The 17,156-nt window shown below is 40.0% G+C and carries 17 protein-coding genes and 1 pseudogene; 11 read left to right on the top strand and 7 right to left on the bottom strand.

The window, feature by feature from the left end; genetic code table 11:
- Positions 1-78 precede the first annotated feature (78 nt).
- The 11 genes from MKX65_RS04985 to glsA all read left to right on the top strand — a co-directional run bounded on the left by MKX65_RS04985 (position 79) and on the right by glsA (position 9,414).
- Positions 79-936 carry a MurR/RpiR family transcriptional regulator gene (locus MKX65_RS04985; protein WP_340902658.1) on the top strand — a complete coding sequence of 286 codons (858 nt, stop codon included), beginning with the start codon at positions 79-81 and terminating at the stop codon, positions 934-936.
- Positions 937-968: 32 nt separating this feature from the next.
- Positions 969-2,357, top strand: coding sequence for a YjiH family protein (locus MKX65_RS04990; protein WP_340902659.1), 1,389 nt, complete (start codon positions 969-971; stop codon positions 2,355-2,357).
- Positions 2,358-2,377: 20 nt separating this feature from the next.
- A complete protein-coding gene (locus tag MKX65_RS04995) occupies positions 2,378-3,508 on the top strand; it encodes an amidohydrolase (protein WP_340902660.1) in 1,131 nt (376 codons plus the stop codon).
- Between the two features lie 26 nt (positions 3,509-3,534).
- Positions 3,535-4,320 carry a GNAT family N-acetyltransferase gene (locus MKX65_RS05000; RefSeq protein ID WP_340902661.1) on the top strand — a complete coding sequence of 262 codons (786 nt, stop codon included), beginning with the start codon at positions 3,535-3,537 and terminating at the stop codon, positions 4,318-4,320.
- 15 nt (positions 4,321-4,335) lie between these two features.
- Entirely contained in the window at positions 4,336-5,442 is a 1,107-nt protein-coding gene (menC, locus tag MKX65_RS05005) for an o-succinylbenzoate synthase (protein WP_340902662.1), read from the top strand.
- A gap of 117 nt (positions 5,443-5,559) precedes the next feature.
- Positions 5,560-5,751 carry a YwbE family protein gene (locus tag MKX65_RS05010; RefSeq protein WP_160549012.1) on the top strand — a complete coding sequence of 64 codons (192 nt, stop codon included), beginning with the start codon at positions 5,560-5,562 and terminating at the stop codon, positions 5,749-5,751.
- A gap of 101 nt (positions 5,752-5,852) precedes the next feature.
- On the top strand, positions 5,853-6,836 hold the full coding sequence (locus MKX65_RS05015; RefSeq protein ID WP_340902663.1) for a DUF3231 family protein: 984 nt from the start codon (positions 5,853-5,855) through the stop codon (positions 6,834-6,836).
- Positions 6,837-6,919: 83 nt separating this feature from the next.
- Positions 6,920-7,183 carry an LLM class flavin-dependent oxidoreductase gene (locus tag MKX65_RS05020; RefSeq protein ID WP_340902664.1) on the top strand — a complete coding sequence of 88 codons (264 nt, stop codon included), beginning with the start codon at positions 6,920-6,922 and terminating at the stop codon, positions 7,181-7,183.
- Positions 7,180-7,614 (top strand): hypothetical protein, encoded by a 435-nt coding sequence (locus MKX65_RS05025; protein WP_340902665.1) that lies wholly within the window; start codon positions 7,180-7,182, stop codon positions 7,612-7,614. Before MKX65_RS05020 ends, MKX65_RS05025 begins: the two co-directional genes overlap by 4 nt.
- A gap of 148 nt (positions 7,615-7,762) precedes the next feature.
- The gene (locus MKX65_RS05030) at positions 7,763-8,368 is read left to right on the top strand and encodes a GerMN domain-containing protein (RefSeq protein ID WP_340902666.1); all 606 of its coding nucleotides are present in this window, start codon (positions 7,763-7,765) and stop codon (positions 8,366-8,368) included.
- Between the two features lie 116 nt (positions 8,369-8,484).
- A complete protein-coding gene (gene glsA, locus MKX65_RS05035) occupies positions 8,485-9,414 on the top strand; it encodes a glutaminase A (RefSeq protein ID WP_340902667.1) in 930 nt (309 codons plus the stop codon).
- Positions 9,415-9,471: 57 nt separating this feature from the next.
- On the opposite strand, the gene MKX65_RS05040 is transcribed toward glsA, so the two are convergent.
- From MKX65_RS05040 to MKX65_RS05070, 7 genes and pseudogenes are all read right to left on the bottom strand, one after another.
- Positions 9,472-10,722: an MFS transporter gene (locus tag MKX65_RS05040; protein ID WP_340902669.1), complete on the bottom strand. Its 1,251-nt coding sequence runs from the start codon at positions 10,720-10,722 to the stop codon at positions 9,472-9,474.
- Positions 10,723-11,010: 288 nt separating this feature from the next.
- Positions 11,011-11,289, bottom strand: a pseudogene (locus MKX65_RS05045) (alkaline phosphatase family protein); the annotation flags it as partial.
- A 130-nt stretch (positions 11,290-11,419) separates the two neighbouring features.
- Positions 11,420-13,798: an immune inhibitor A domain-containing protein gene (locus tag MKX65_RS05050; protein WP_340902670.1), complete on the bottom strand. Its 2,379-nt coding sequence runs from the start codon at positions 13,796-13,798 to the stop codon at positions 11,420-11,422.
- A gap of 353 nt (positions 13,799-14,151) precedes the next feature.
- A complete protein-coding gene (gene pepT / locus MKX65_RS05055) occupies positions 14,152-15,387 on the bottom strand; it encodes a peptidase T (RefSeq protein WP_340902671.1) in 1,236 nt (411 codons plus the stop codon).
- Between the two features lie 363 nt (positions 15,388-15,750).
- Complete coding sequence (locus MKX65_RS05060; RefSeq protein WP_160548988.1) at positions 15,751-15,921, bottom strand: YfhD family protein; 171 nt, start codon at positions 15,919-15,921, stop codon at positions 15,751-15,753.
- Between the two features lie 92 nt (positions 15,922-16,013).
- A complete protein-coding gene (locus MKX65_RS05065; protein WP_084362114.1) occupies positions 16,014-16,142 on the bottom strand; it encodes a YfhE family protein in 129 nt (42 codons plus the stop codon).
- A 75-nt stretch (positions 16,143-16,217) separates the two neighbouring features.
- Positions 16,218-17,120 carry a TIGR01777 family oxidoreductase gene (locus MKX65_RS05070; RefSeq protein WP_340902675.1) on the bottom strand — a complete coding sequence of 301 codons (903 nt, stop codon included), beginning with the start codon at positions 17,118-17,120 and terminating at the stop codon, positions 16,218-16,220.
- Positions 17,121-17,156 lie beyond the last annotated feature (36 nt).

The raw sequence follows: 17,156 nt of genomic DNA on the forward strand, positions 1-17,156 counted from the left end.
AATATGAAGTATTTTCTGCTTTAAAATGGAAAAAGGAAGTTTTTCCTTCACCAAATCCAAGAAGGTGACGAGACGAATATGGAACAAAAGACGGTAACACAAATGATTAAAGGAAACTTTTCGGCATTATCTTCAGGTCAGAAGAAAGTAGCAGAGTTTTTACTAGAGCATTTGGATGAAGGATCGCTGCTCACGGCTTTCCAAATTGGGCGAAAAGTGGGTGTTAGTGAAACAACCGTCATTCGTCTAGCGTATGCACTCGGCTTTAGTGGCTACTCAGAAATGCAGGAAACGATTCGAAGAGAGTGGCTAACACATGTACAACCAGGAAAAAGTGAAGGAAAACCTTCAAGTAGAGATGGCTTTGAAGAAAATCAGTTGTTTCATCAAATCATTGAGAAGGAAAGCCAAGTTCTTAATCAATTGCTTAATCAATTAGAAATAGACCAAATATGGCAAGTAGTGGATGAGCTTCATCAATCAAAGCAGATCTTTATCGCTGGCTTTGGTAGTTCCTACGCTGCTGCTTACTGGTTGTATTACGCACTAAAACAGATGAGAGAAAACGTGGTTCTCTCAAGCCCAACTGGTTTTTTGCCTGAAGAAATATGTGAACTTGATGAACAGTCGACCGTTATTATGTTTTCCTATCCTCGTTATCGAAGTGAATCTCTTAAGCTAGCAAACTATGCAAACAATCAAAAAGCAACCCTCATAGCGATTACAGATCGGCAGCTTTCGCCTATTGGCCAGCTAGCTCAATTGACCTTAACGACAGAGGAGCATTTGGAATCGAGTCATCATTCGATTGCATCAGTGATTGGTTTGCTTCAGGTGATCATCTCTGGAATGAACAAAAGAAACACTCAAAACAGCCATGTCCGTCAGAAGAAATTAGAGCAGTTATATTCCGAGCAAAATATTTTTTTAGAATGAAAAATAATTACTTACGAGGAGGTTTATCCTATATGACCAATGCTTCAAATGTTAGAGCAGAAAGAAAGGAAGCGTCACAAAGATCCTTTTCTGTTCAAGATTATATGAAATTTATCTTACCATCCTTAATCGGTATTATGTTATTTATTATTCCAATTTCAAATGGTGAAGGAATTACGATCCCAGTTGCCTTCCTTGCCAGTCAATTAAATAACGTATTTGTTGATCAAATTCCAGCCTTTGCAACAGGTGTAATTATCCTATCTGTATTAGGCTCACTTATTGCTGTTATTGCCAAACCACAATTTATTATCGAAAATACCTTTTTAAATAAACTGTTAAATGTGAGCAAGTTTTGGTTGATTGCACGTGTATTAGGGGCAATATTTACAGTAATCGCACTAACTGAAGTTGGACCGGAGTTTATTTCCTCCGAAAATACGGGAGGGATGTTGCTATTTAGCTTACTTCCGATTCTATTAACCACTTTTTTACTTGCAGGATTTTTATTGCCTCTTCTTTTAAACTTTGGTTTATTAGAGTTTTTTGGGGCATTAACCATGAAGATTATGCGACCAATTTTTAAACTGCCTGGACGTTCTTCTCTTGACTGCTTAGCATCATGGGTAGGCGACGGGACAATTGGTGTACTGCTAACAACCAAACAATATGAGGAAGGCTATTATACGAAAAGAGAAGCAGCGGTTATTGCCACAACCTTCTCCGTTGTTTCTATCACTTTTACGATTGTAGTCATTCAGTACTTGAATCTTGATAAATACTTTCTTCATTATTATGCAACGATCGTTATTGCTGGATTAGCAGCAGCTGTGATCATGCCGCGTATTCCACCGCTTTCTAGAAAAGCAGACACTGGCTATGAGCATGCTACGTTAGTAAAGGAAACGAGCATTCCAGCTGGAACATCGTACGCCCAATGGGGATTAGAACAAGCAGTAAGTAAAGCAAAGACAAATACTAGTATAAAGGCAACGCTAAAAGAAGGACTTCAAAATGTGCTTGATATGTGGATGGGTGTCCTACCAATCGTTATGGCTATTGGAGTCACTGCTTTAGTGATTGCAGAATTTACTCCGGTATTCTCCATACTAGGAAAGCCATTTGAGCCGATCTTAACGTTAATGCAAATACCAGAAGCAGACCAAGCGGCTCAAACGATGGTGGTTGGATTTGCGGACATGTTCTTACCAGCCATTATTGGTAGTGGAATCGAAAGTGAATTAACTCGTTTTGTCATTGCATGTGTATCCGTTACCCAACTGATTTACCTTTCTGAGATGGGCGGATTACTACTAGGATCAAAACTGCCGGTTAGCTTCAAGGATTTAGTACTAATCTTCTTAATTCGTACGGCTATTACTTTACCGATTGTTGCCATTGCAGCACATATTATCTTTTAACTAGAAGGGTTCTGACACAAATGGTTCTTTTGGAAAACTTTATTGATACAGAGCGGAAACAAATTTTGAATACGTATAAAGAACTTCATGAGCTTGCCGAGCCAAGCTGGAAGGAAGAAAAAACCTCTCTGTATGTAAGGCAAAAGCTAGAAAGGGCTGGATTTGATGTCCAAACCTTTCAGGGTCATTATGGATTGATAGCTGAAATTAAGGGTGAAAGTCATGAGGTAATCGCAGTTCGTGCGGACATGGATGCTCTTTTGCAAGAGATAGATGGTGTCGTACAAGCGAATCATTCATGTGGTCATGATGGTCATAGTACGATGGTGTTATTCACTGCACTTGCACTTGCTAAAATAAAACATCATCATACCATTCGCTTTATCTTTCAGCCAGCAGAGGAAAAGGCAGAGGGTGCGCTAAAAATGATTGAAGAAGGCGCGCTGGAAAATGTAAAGTTTCTTTGTGGAATTCATTTGAGACCAGCATTTGAGGTTGCAAATGGAATGGCTGCCCCAGTAATCTTGCACGGTGCTTCAAGTTGTATAAGAGGTACAATTAAAGGGACACCAGCACATGCGGCGAGACCGGAGGAAGGCAATAATCCTATTGAAGCAGCGGCCCTTTTGGTTCAAGCTTTACAAAAGATTCATGTCCAAACCGATGTGTCATACTCGATTAAAATGACTGAGCTGCATTGTGGAGAAGCATCGAATCTGATTCCAGAAACGGCACGATTCAGCGTTGATCTTCGGGCAAAATCAAATGAAGTCATGGAATTGCTTATAGATGAGGCGAAACAAACGATTCAATCCATTGAGGAGCTCTCAAAAACAAAGATTATTTTCCAACAAGATAGTTATTCTCCTGCTGCAGTGAAGAATGAACATGCTGTGATGCTGGCCGAAGAAGCCATTAAATCCGTCTTGGGAGAGAAATGTTTCGTACCCATGTGTGACTCTCCGGGTGCAGAAGACTTTCATTTCTACACACTAAAGCAACCAGATATGGTTGCCACCATGATTGGATTAGGTTGCGGATTGGAACCAGGCTTGCATCATCCAGAGATGCGATTTGACATTACAGCATTACTTAATGGAACAAAAATTTTAACAAAGCTGTTATTGGAAGCGGACAAACAGACTTGGTAACAACTCCGGTGAAGGAGGGAAGACATTTGAAAGATGAAGTAATCATTCACAACCTTCAAACTGTCACAGAGTTAGAAAAAGTACGTGAATTAGAGGCACTCATTTGGAGTTTGGAAGATTCTGTGCCGGTTAACCAAACGGTAGCCGCTGTAAAAAATGGCGGCTTCGTTCTTGGTGCTTTTCTCCATGAGAAGCTGATTGGTTTTCAATATAGCTTCCCAGGGTTTGATGGTGCGAAAGTGTATCTTTGCTCTCACAGCCTCGGAATTCATCCCGATTATCGTGCATTTGGTGTCGGCGAGAAACTGAAATGGGCTCAGAAGGAAACGGCGCTTCTAAAGGGCTATGAGTTAATCACATGGACCTATGATCCGCTCGAAACCGTAAATGCAAACTTAAATTTACATAAACTTGGCGGCGTCTGTTGTACGTATTTGGAAGATGTATACGGCGTGATGAATGATGGGTTGAACTCAGGAATGGCAACCGACCGTTTTTTAGTAGAGTGGCGACTAAAGTCCGATGGTGTGAAAAGGGACTTAGACCAAGATGGCCTGCACGTAATAAGTACAGATCAGTGTAATGGAAACTTAACTCCTGTGGAAATTCATTTGAACCTTACTGCTGACAAGCTTTTTGTATCAGTACCTGGGAATTTTCAAGCGATAAAGACTATCGATTTCTCCCTTGCCAAGCAATGGAGAGAGGCAACTCGAAAGGTGTTTAGTCACTATTTTCAAGAAGGATACATTGCTACTGATTTACGGAAGGAGAAAGAAAACCAATACTACTACGTTTTACAAAAGCTATAGCAAGGGGAATGTGAAATGGAAGTAAAGAGCATCATTTTAAGACATGTAAAAATGGACCTGTTAACCCCGTTCACTACAAGTGTCGGTACCGAGGTGGATAAGGACTTTATAATCGTGGAGGTACAGTCGAAAAGTGGTTTATCAGGATGGGCGGAGTCTGTTTCAATTATGGAGCCAATTTATAACGAAGAAACGGTAAAGACCAATTGGCATATCATGAGTGATTTTCTAATCCCCCTAATATTAAAAGAACCCCTTTCCCATCCGGATGAAGTGTCTGAGCGTTTTCAATTTATCCGTGGCAATTATAATGCAAAGGCTGCATTAGAGTGTGGAATCTGGGACTTATACGCAAAAGAAAAAAATTTTTCTTTATCAAAAGCGCTCGGTGGAGTGAAGGATCGGATTGAAGTAGGAGTAAGTGTAGGTATCCAAAAGTCAGAAGCCGCGATGCTTAAGCAGATTGAAGAGTATCTAAAAGAAGGGTATAAGCGTATTAAAGTGAAAATAAAGCCGGATTGGGATACTCAAATATTGAAATCCATTCGCCGAGAATTTCCTACGATTCCTTTAATGGCTGATGCCAATTGTGCTTATACATTAAAGGATATCGATCATCTTCAAGCATTAGATGAATTCAATTTAATGATGATCGAACAGCCGCTTGCCTGTGATGACATCATTGATCATGCATCGTTACAAGCGAAGCTTTCGACACCTATCTGTTTAGACGAAAGTATTCATTCTGCAGAAGATGCGAGAAAAGCTATACAGCTCGGAAGCTGCAAAATCATTAATTTAAAAATTGGTCGAGTTGGAGGACTTACAGAGTCAAGAAAGATACACGATCTATGTGTGGAAAATGAGATCCCCATGTGGTGTGGTGGAATGCTAGAAGCCGGAATTGGAAGAGCTCATAATATTGCCATTACATCTCTATCCAACTTTACGCTTCCAGGGGACACAGCCCCTTCATCCCACTACTGGAAGGAAGATATTATTTTACCGGAAGTAGAAATGAGCGATGGATTTATTACTGTACCGGACTTACCTGGAATTGGCTTTGAACCAAATCGGAATAAGATCAATCAAGTTACCCTTGAACAAAAGATCTTTTCATAGATAGTAAGGATATAGACTACTTTCCAGTCTATATCCTTTTTTATACTTTTTTTAGCATTTGGAAATAGGGTGAAAATAGACGATAATGTACTCATACATAGTAGAGGAGCGAAAATAATGTTGTCACAAAAACGGGAAAACATAAAAATTGGTAGCCAAGTAAAAGTGGTACAAAAAGCGGATCAACGAACAGGGAAATTAACAGAAGGTGTAGTTGCGAAAATCCTTACAAATAGCCCTACTCATCCACATGGTATCAAGGTGATGCTAGAAAATGGTGTGGTTGGGAGGGTAAAGGAAATATTATAATTTTCCATTAGTAGGTATTTTACAGACAAAGGAATTTTTATTTTGTTCACGTGCAAAGTAATGGTAGGAAAGTTAATTTTTGACGCGTGGAGGAAAAGAACATGCCTGATACACCTTCAATGACATCTTCAGAAATTGGAGCAATATGGATTACCTATCAACAAAAAACCATGCTTTTTCAAATGCTAGACTACTTTATTAATAAAGCGGACGATGATGAAGCAAAAGAAATCATGAGCTCCCTAAAAGGAGATATTCAACCATTTATTACACAAATGGTATCTATGTTTAATGAAGAGGGAATACCCATTCCAATTGGCTTTGTATCACAAGACGTAAATAAAGATGCACCGAAGCTTTATGATAATGGCTTTGATATTATGTTCGTCCGGTTAGTAAAAGAAATCAGTTCGGGGATGCATACCTTAAACTTAACCATGGTTTATCGCGAGGATATTATTCTCTTTTTTAGAGATCTAACAAAGATGACTCAAAAATATTATGATGATTGTACAAGGTATTTGCTGAAAAAGGGTCTTCTTCCGAGGGCACCATATGTCTCAATTGAAAAATCCATTGAATTTGTTAAAACAAATAACTACCTTGACGGGGCAAAACTATTTAGTGAAAAAAGACCCCTAAATGCGGTGGAAATTGCTCATATTTACCGTGGGGTTGAGTCGAATGTGACAGGGATGCAAATGATTTTTGGTTTTGCTCAGGTGGCGAAAGAAAAAGAAGCTAAGAAGTATTTTAAAAAGGGTGGAGAATTGGCAAAAGCAATTATAAAGGATATGAGTGAACTTCTTCTTCAGAACAATATACAAGTTCCAACAACGGCAGGTGGAAATATAACAGATTCAAAAGTTCCACCATTTTCGGATAAAATAATGATGTACTGTATCAGTCTATTCTGCAGCTTTTCGTTAGGAGGTAATTCAATCGGAACCGCTTTTAGCCTTCGCAACGATTTACCTTTAAAATTTGCTGCATATATGAAGGATATTTTTGAATATGCCCATGAGGGAGCAAAAATAATGATCCAGAACGGTTGGATGGAAGAGCCACCACAGACGATCAAGTAAATTGCTTTCTCTGGGTAGAATTAAATAAACTAAGAGCAGGAGCAAATCCTGCTCTTTTTCTCGATAGATTGGAGTGTAAAGGAATGAAATTAAGTATATTAGATCAATCCCCTTTAGTTTACGGAAAATCTCCACAGCAAGCCTTACAAGCATCGGTGGAGTTAGCAATAAGGGGAGAACAGCTAGGGTACACTCGATATTGGATTGCAGAACATCATGATTTTCCTGGTCTTACTTGCCCGGCACCGGAAGTGATGTTGGCGTATGTTGGTGCTAACACCTCAACTATCCGAATCGGTGCTGGAGCTATCCTGCTTCCTCATTATAAACCTTTGGTCATTTCATGAGTGAAAAGCCAGGTCCTGAGATTGTAAAGAGCTATATTGATCATTTTCAGCCAAGCCGAAAAGATGCTCCAGAAACAATTGTTGCCGTCTCCGTTATATGTGCAGAGACCACTGAAAGAGCGGAGGAACTTGCAATGAGTGGGCTTCTATGGAACCTTCAACTTTCTAAAGGGGATGGTAGAAAAGGTGTTCCTACATTAGAGGAAGCAAAGCAGTACAAATATACAGAGGAAGAGATAAAAAAAATGGAACACATGAAAAACAAAATCGTTGTTGGTAATCCAGGGGAAGTAGTAGGGAGACTAAAGAGCCTTCAAAAAGTATATCAGGCAGACGAGATCATGATTGTTTCTATAACACATTCCTATCAGGAGCGGTTACGCTCGTATGAGCTAATATCTGAAGAGTTGAAAAAAACGTATGAGAAATAACGGCCAAAAGGAAAATTAGCTGATAATCGCGGAAGAATTTACATTTATGAAATTATTTTAACTGAAAAAATTTTTTCCCCTTAATAGGTAACCTTCCCTATCAGCTTAATATAATAAAGTAAGACAAGAAACTGGGAGGGGGGAAGGGTTGAGGAAGCTTTTTGGACTACTATTCATTTCAATTGTGTTACTCATTGGGTGTACAAAGAATACGGACGATCCTGTTACACAACCATCTGTAGGCGAGAACCCGGCAAACGAGGAGCCTGTAGATAATCCTAGTCAGGATCAGGATGATGGAGAAGATACAGATGACAACCCAGGAACAACTGATCAAGGAAGTCCTGGTGTGTCAAAAGTGAAAATATTTCTTATTGGAATAGACGACAATGGAGCGAGCGGAAAGAAAATAGGTGCAAACGACAGTGCTATACCGGTACTAGTCGATGTTGAACCAACGAAGGCGCCATTAAAGGCAGCACTTACCAAGCTTTTTTCCTTAAATGAACAAATGTACGGCCAATCTGGGTTTTATCACTCTCTTTATCAATCAGACTTAGATATTAAAAGTGTGATAATTGACGATGGTGAGGCAGTTATTGAACTTACAGGTAATCTAAAACTAGGTGGGGCACTTGATAACCCTCGCGTAAAAGCGCAAATAGAAGAAACGGCATTACAGTTTGATAGTGTGAAAAAGGTTTCTGTATTTATTGATGGGAAAAAACTAGATGAAGTGTTATCGCTTAAGTGAGATTTATATAGACGAAAAAAGCTTGAAGTGAGAACTTCAGGCTATTTTATTTACATAAGTGCACGCTTGATAACAAAGAATAGAGTGGAAATGTATTAAAAAATAGTGGTGATAAAATGTTATGTCAATCAAGTGAGGACCTACAGGCATTGGTTGAAGAAGCAAAAAAATGTACCATTTATGGGAGGGTTGCCGATTATATTCCTGCTCTGGGAAAAGCGAATCAGGATGACCTTTCCATTGCGATACAATATCCAGATGGCAGCTGTATTTCAGCAGGAAATATAGAAAAGAAAATTAGCCTGCAAAGCATTTCAAAGGTGATTAGTCTAGCTCTTGTGTTAATGGACCATGGACCTGATTATGTTTTTGAACGTGTTGGCATGGAACCTACGGGAGACCCATTTAATTCGATTGCAAAGCTAGAAACTATGGCGGTAGCAAAGCCACTAAACCCAATGATAAACGCAGGTGCGATCGTTGTCACTCATATGATTAAGGGGAATTCCATTGACGAAAGATTTGGTCGCTTACTAACATTTGTTCAACAATTAACTGATGACCCTGATGTAAGTTATTCTCAAGAGGTAGCTAGCTCAGAATTAGAGACGGCCGACTTAAATCGCGCATTAAGCTTTTTTATCAAACAGCATGGAATCATTAATGAAGATGTGGAACAATTATTGGATTTGTATACAAAGCAATGTGCTATTGAAATGAATTGTTTGGATTTAGCTAGAATTGGCGTGGTGTTTGCTATGGATGGAAAAGACCCAGCGAGTGGGAAACAACTGATGCCTAAAGAAGTAGCTAGAATATGTAAGACTTTTATGGTCACTTGTGGGATGTATAATGCATCAGGTGAATTTGCCATAAAAATAGGGATTCCTGCCAAAAGCGGAGTGTCCGGTGGAATCATGGGGGCTGTTCCTGAACGGTTTGGCATAGGTATTTTCGGTCCAGCACTAGACGAAAAAGGAAACAGCATTGCTGGAATCAAATTATTGGAATTGTTATCGAAAAATTATAAGCTAAGTATGTTTTAAGAATATAAATTTTAACGAATGAAACAAGAAAACCCACCGAACAGTGGGTTTTCTTGATTAAGAAGACTGTGGATCAGGTACTTTTGTTAATATAACAAGACCAATGATAAATAAGATGACGAGGCTGAATACACCGCTGCTTGTGTGGCCAGTTATTTGAGCCGTTGCTGCAACAAGTAATGGCCCCATAATAGAGGCGAATTTTCCGAAAATGTTATAAAAGCCAAAAAATTCATTAGAGCGTTCCTTTGGTACAAGCTTTGCAAAGTATGATCGACTTAAGGCTTGAATTCCACCTTGAGATGAGGCAACAAGCATGGCCAGTATCCAGAAATCAGTGGCTGTCTCGAGAAAGAACGCATAAATACAAACAATGATATAGACCAAGATTCCAACGTAAAGCATTCTTTTTTCAGAAAATTTTTCAGCAAGCTTTCCGTACAGAATCGCAAAGGGAGCAGCAACAACTTGGGTTACAAATAATACGATTAAAAGGGTCGTAGAACCAATACCTAGATCCGTTCCATAGGCAGTCGACATCGTAATAATGGTACCAACACCATCGATGTAAAAGAAATACGCTAATAAAAATAAGAATAAAGCCCGATACTTTTTAATTTCCTTAAAGGTTTCTGCTAGCCTTTTGAAGCTACTTGCTACAGGCTTAGGATCACGAGGGATATAATAGATTTGATTTACATTTTTAAAGATTGGTATCGAAAATACCCCCCACCAAAGAGCGGTAATGACAAATGAAATTTGGCTGGCTGAAGTCGTAGAGATAGGAATGATCTTAGATTGTGCGAGCATAATAATCGCAATACTAATGATAAAAGGAATGGTACTTCCTATATACCCAAGACTAAACCCACGTGCTGACACACGACTCATTCGATCCTCTGTGGCAACATCAACCAAAAAGGCATCATAGAATACATTCGATCCGGACGAACCAATTACAGCGATCGTGTAAAAAATTAAAAGCCATAACCATTGGTCACTGGGAACAAAAGCTAGTGCTGCGGTCATTGATATGCCTAATGCAACAAAGAAGGTAAAAAACTTTTTCTTAAAGCCTTGATAATCCGCAATTGTACCCAAAATGGGAGCTAGTAGAGCTAGAATGGAAGTTGCAATTGCGATGGTATAGCCTAAATACGCAGTTGAATCGGCTGCATCAACTCCGGAGTTATTAGCTGCTGCCTTATAAAACAGTGGAAAGACAGCAGTAGAGATAATGATAGAATAAGCAGAGCTTGCCCAATCATACATAATCCAGCTTTTCTCTTCTCTGCTAAAGCGCTTCATAAGATTCCCCCTTGAATGGTTACTTCCATTTTTACATAAAAAACAGTTTCATAGATTAGGTTTGGAACTATTTTTACAAACGTTTTACATTATTAGTAACTCTTCTAACACTCTCCCATCAACTGCACCTAGGTCGAGCCCAAGGAGGCGAGCTAGAGTTGGACCTTCATCAATAAGCCTTATGGATGTTAGGGCTTGGCCTGTTCGGATTCCATTGCCGCTTGCAATGAAGAGGGTATTGTAGTCACTTTTTTCTGGTGAATAACCGTGGCAAGCTTTTGTATACTTTCCTTGGATATCTTTTCTGTACCAATACCAATCCGGAGAGACTTTTCCAGGCTGAAGTAAGGTGTTATTAATAATTCCATGATTCTTTGGTAGTTTTCCAGTTACAATTGTTGCATGACAAGGATACGTAACAGAGGGATAAATCGTCTGTACATTTTTGCAGTAGGAGCTATTTCTTAGTAGCTTTTGAAAATTCGGTAGTGTTTCTAGCAGTGGAAAGTCTAAGCTTGATAAGCAGTCAAACGAAATGACAATTAAATGGTTTGTCAAACGTTCCATGAATGACCTCCGTTATGTAGTTTGAATCTCTACCTTCATCATATCAAAAAGGATTTCAATTTTCAGAAAAAAATGGAAATACCACAGAAAAAAGACGATGGAGCGCGTGCTCCATCGTCCGTCTTAGTTCTTATTTAAATAGAAGGATTTTACCTACTGTTCCGTCAGCACTTTGGCCAATTACACGAACTTTTAACCCCAATTGAGGTACGTTACGTCCGGCATCAACCAAGCCTTTGTTTGAATAATCTGCACTGTCATCAAATAATGGAGAGCGTTGAGTAAAATTATCTTTCATCGTGATTCCTAGAATACTAGTGTAATCTAAGAACATTTTATCTGTTTTATTAACATTGAAGGCTGCATCATGAATTTGGTAGCGAGTAGAACCAACTGCACCATCACTCCAGTAATTCGTGTGCTGATCCGCGTCAACGACACCAACAAAACCATCCCCAGGATGAATTCCAGTCCAGTTAGAATCGTACTTTTTATCAACATACCAAACGACTAAGCCTTCGTCATAGCTCATTAAGCTTGCACCACGACGAATATTTGCTAACCCTTCATCAACGCCGTTGTGGCTACGCCATTCAAGTAGGTAGTAATGCTCGGAAGTTACAACTCCGTTTGATTTAGAGAAGCCATCAGAGAGGAATGATGATTCTCCTTCAGTGTCGTCAAATACTACCTGTTCGCCGTTAACACTTACTGCTACATCGTCTACATAAAGACCTGGAAGAACTGCAGCTACATCAGTCCAGTAGTTGATAGATAGTTCAACCTCTTGACCAACAAACGCTGATAAGTCGAATTCTGCATCCACCCACTCTCCATTAGAAGAGCCTGTAATTCCATGACCAGGGTTTTGGTCATGTGGATTAGTTGTTGTTGTTAGGTTTCCTGGAATCGTCTCACCATTAACCTGAACAGAAGCATAATCCCAATCCACTTCAATGTCGTACCAAGTTTTAAATGTCAACTTTGCAGAGGTTGCATCTGATAAATCTAGAGTAGTAGATAAAGAGTTATCTAAATCGTTATCGCTACCGGAGAAATACATTGATTCTCCACTGTAGGGAGAAGTGATGACGGTTTCTTTGTCAGGAAGTGTTACTTTTAACACATCGTTATTCGTACCTTTTGTAGCTGCTTCATCAAGAAGAACTTCAACTCCTGCTTTAGATACATCTGCAATGTCAATTTCAGTACCTGTTTGCCAGTTGCCACCTGCAGAGGCTTGTAGCATTTCTTTCATGTATGGGCTAAAGCCGGTTGGCATAGAACCAGGAAGATCTCCTGCCCAGCTGCCACTTGCCATGATTGACCAGTAGGCAACAGCCTCGCCAGCTCCAGTATATTGAGTGTCATATTCATCTGGAAGGCCTAAATCGTGACCGAATTCATGAGCCATTACTCCAACTGCCCCGTCTTCAGGTTCAACTGTGTAGTCGTAAGCAGCCATTGTTCCACCCCAGTAAGGGACAGTAGCTGTAGTACCTGGAATTCTTGTTACAGAACCAAGATTCCAACGGTGAGACCAAATGGCGTCTCCACCTATTTTTCCACCGCCTGCTTCTTCACCAACACCAGAGTGAATGACCATTAGGTGATCAACCAGTCCGTCTGGCTCAAGGTAATCTCCATCGCCATCAAGGTCATAACGATCCCATTCGTCATAATCTTCAAGATTTACATTTGGATCTGCTGCCGCAGCTTTGAGTGCTTCAGTAATTAACGTTCGAGGTCGTGCATCACTACCGTCTGGAGTAGGAACGTTTCCACCGTAATAAGCAGCCGGTTGACTTGCTTCATACCAACCAGCGACCGTACCTTCGACAGAGTAACTGCCACCAGATTGTTGTTCATAATATTGTTTCATAGATACGTAGGTTTTACCATCTGGACCTTTCCAGCCACCTGTTCCAAAAAGCATGTCCTGATAGTGAGCCTGAGAGTATGCCTCTTCACCCTTGTAGTACATATCGGTTTCTTCAGGGGTAAGAGTATTGTGAGGGAGGTCAGGGTATTCCATTAGCACAACAAGTACTTTATCTGTACGCATGCCACCGTCCCATGCTTCTTCTTGAACAGAGTCAACGGATTGCTTCTTTGTCTGACCAAGCTTGTTTCCTTTTCCGTTTGTTAAGCTAGAATTTTTCATTTCCTTTTGAAGAGCGGTACGAACATCTTCTTCTTTTTCATGGAGCTCACCAGCTTCTTTTTCAGCTGATGTGGCTTTGTTTTGTAGGAATTTGTTTAGAGCTTTTTCTGCCTCTGCTGGGCTTGCATTCTGTGTGATTTTACCTGAAGCTTTTAGCATTTTGATTAATCGCTCGTCATTGGCAATTCCGAGGTCAAAGGGGGAACCACTTGCATGTGAGTGGGAAGCGTGTGAACCACTTGCTGATTCTGCTGCTATTTTTGAACTAAAGGGTAGAGTTGTAGAAAGCATCCCTACACATAGTGCCAAAGCAGCGGTCGAGGATATAACTTTTGAGATTTTCAAATTTTTCCCTCCATCCGATGGTCTATGTTACTAGTTGAAAAGGTATATAGAATTTCAATTATTTAGTAACACGAGTGATTCAAATATATCAGAATAATTTGAAAATGTTTATAGGGAAAAGTGACTGATTATTCTTGTGTATATGTATGGAAATACTGTGAATATTTTACTATAAAAAGGATAGATAAACGGATGAGAAGGAGAGAATAAGAAGATATGAGAATGTCATCCTAAGGAAGGGATATTGATTTCTTTTAGGATTAATAGACTAGGTGGTTGATTAAAAAAAGGTGACAGACACCCTCCGTGGACAAATTAGGCTGATTTGTCCACGTGGGGCGCACAGTCACCATTTAGTTTGTTTTTTCTTCAAATAGTCGAGCGATTTCCACTATCACATTTGTTGCCTTTAGCATGTTATCAATGGAGATAAACTCAAATTTCCCGTGGAAGTTCTCTCCACCAGTGAAAATATTTGGAGTTGGTAGCCCCATATAGGAAAGTTGAGAACCATCCGTTCCTCCACGTATGGGCTCGATAATCGGCTCAATGCCAAGGTTCGTCATTGCCTTGTGAGCAATATCAACAATCTCTTTGACCGGTTCAATCTTCTCTCTCATATTAAAGTATTGATCATGAAGCTCAAGTACAATGGTTCCTTGCCCGTACTTTTCGTTCAAGTTAGTAACGATTTTTTCCATCGTAGCTTTTCTATTATTGAAGCTTGATCGGTCAAAATCACGAATAATGTAACTAAGGACAGTCTTTTCAACATCTCCATGGAAGGAAAGAAGATGGTAGAAACCTTCATAGCCCTCTGTATACTCCGGTGCTTCTTCACTTGGAAGAAGGCTGTTTAATTCCATTGCTATTTTAGCTGAATTAACCATTTTACCTTTTGCCGTACCAGGGTGTATATTATTTCCTTTAATTGTTAACTTTGCAGCAGCAGCACTGAAACTTTCGTATTGAAGCTCGCCGATAGGGCCCCCATCCACGGTATAGGCATATGTGGCAGCGAATTTATCTACATCAAATTTATGTGGACCACGTCCAATTTCCTCATCAGGTGTAAACGCAACTCGAATTTTCCCATGTTTAATCTCCGGATGCTGTACCAAGTAAGCCATAGCAGTCATAATTTCAGCTATTCCCGCTTTATTATCAGCGCCAAGTAAAGTAGTTCCATCGGTTGTAATTAAATGATGTCCGATGTAGTTTTTTAAATTAGGAAAATCCTTTGGTGAAAGGACAATATGTAGGTCTTCGTTGAGTAGGATATCGTTGCCGTCATAATTATCATGAAGTAATGGATTCACTCCGTTGCCGGTAAAATCGGTCGCGGTGTCCAGATGGGCTAAGAAACCAATCGTTGGAACTTTTTTATCTGTATTTGCTGGAAGGGTGGCCATCACATAGCCATTGTCATCTATACTAACATCTTCTAGGCCAATGGACTTTAGCTCATCTACTAGTTTATTAGCAAGAATAAGCTGTCCAGGGGTGGAAGGGCAGGTGTTGCTTTCGTCATTTGATTGTGTGTCAATAACAACATAAGAAATAAAACGATCAATCAACTCGATTTTCAAAGCACAATTCAGCTCCTTTGGGTGATAATTCGAGTTACTAAATTTATGTAACTACAAGAATCATATTATCATAGAGGAAAACCAGTGTCATGCCCCATTTTTAACGAGGGAAAATGGGGGGTCTGTCCATCACAGGTGGACAAACCACCCCGAAGTGTCCACGAGCGGTGACAGACACCCTCCGTGGACAAAACAGCATAAAGTGTCCACGAAGGGTGTCTGTCACCCAGTTTTCACCCGGTTTTGCACAGGGGGTGTGAATAACTGTTGGTTAGGGGAGCCCTTTATATACATATTTAAGATGAATTGTTAACATTATCCACAAGACTGTGGATAATGTTGTGCACAACTTCGGTCTCTTGCTTAGAACTTTTGGTTTTGTCCGTTTTTAGCACGCTTATCTGCCGCTTTTGAACGAGCCATTGCTTCTAAGTCGTCATGGTCTGCTAGGTCACGGCTAAATTCTACATCCAACCCGTCTGATTTCAAATTCTTTGGTGTTTGTGGAAGTGTTTGTTTTTTACTCAATGCCATCTGCCCCTTTCATAGAAAAAAGTACGGAAATGTAACATATTCCCGTACTTTTATCCTTTACCTTCCCGGACATTGTTATGAATGGAAAAAGTTTAATGTCTCGACTTTTTACCAGAGAATCCTCCTGCTTGGTCAGCAAGCTTGAACTCACGTGAGTAAGTGACCTCTTGCATGCTCGACAACGTGCTTTTAGACTTATCCTTTTTCTTCTTATCACTCATTCAAAAAACATCCTTTCATTAAGGTAGTAATCACGTTACTAATTTTTACCTTAACACTCCATTTGCATACTTCTTTTATGAGTAAATATTAGAAAGAGCTTCTTCAAGAGTCGGAAAGGTGAACGAAAACCCACTCTTAATTAACTTTTCAGGAATAACTTTTTGTCCTTCGAGCACAAGCATGCTCATTTCACCAAGTAAAAGTTGAAGCGCAAACGATGGGGCAGGTATCCAGTGGGGACGATTTAAGACCGACCCAAGTGTTTTTCCAAAACTCTTCATCGTCACTGCATGAGGAGCACAAAAATTGACGGGACCAGCCAGCTCAGTTGATTCAATTACATGCCGAAGTCCGCTAACGACATCTTTTATATGTATCCAAGAAAGCCATTGATCCCCAGAACCAACCGTTCCTCCTGCAAACAAATGATAAGGAAGAGCGATTCTCGGCAGAGCACCATCTTTTTTGTCTAAAATGACTCCAAAGCGAGCAAATACAGTTCGCACCCCAAACTCTCTAGCCTCAAAGGTTGCGGCCTCCCATTTTTCCACCGTCTGAGCAAGGAAATCATCACCTGCTTTTTCGGTTGCTTCAGTAAAAGTATCGACAGTGGAGGTACCATAAAAGCCTATCGCGCTGGCATTGATAAGTAATTTTGGTTTTTGCTTTAAGTGTTTTATGATAGAAACTACCTCGTTCGTTGCGCTTACTCTGCTATTTAATATGGATGCTTTCCTTTTATCTGACCATCGTCCACTATTAATGGACTCCCCGGCGAGATTAATGAATACATCAACAGCCTCAAGCTCGCTAGCAGGATCTGCCCTACTTGAAAGCCACTTCACATAAGTGACCCCTTTTTGATACCCATTTTCGGGATTACGCGTTAAAATATAAAGATCATGTCCGTCCGCTCTGAGAGATTCAGTAAGAGCATTGCCGACAAGTCCAGTCCCGCCTGTTATGGCAATTCGCATCAGCTTTCCTCCTTATAAAAAATCATTTACTTTTAT

Origin of the sequence: Robertmurraya sp. FSL R5-0851, assembly GCF_038002965.1 — a bacterium.
Lineage (GTDB): Bacteria > Bacillota > Bacilli > Bacillales > Cytobacillaceae > Robertmurraya_A > Robertmurraya_A beringensis.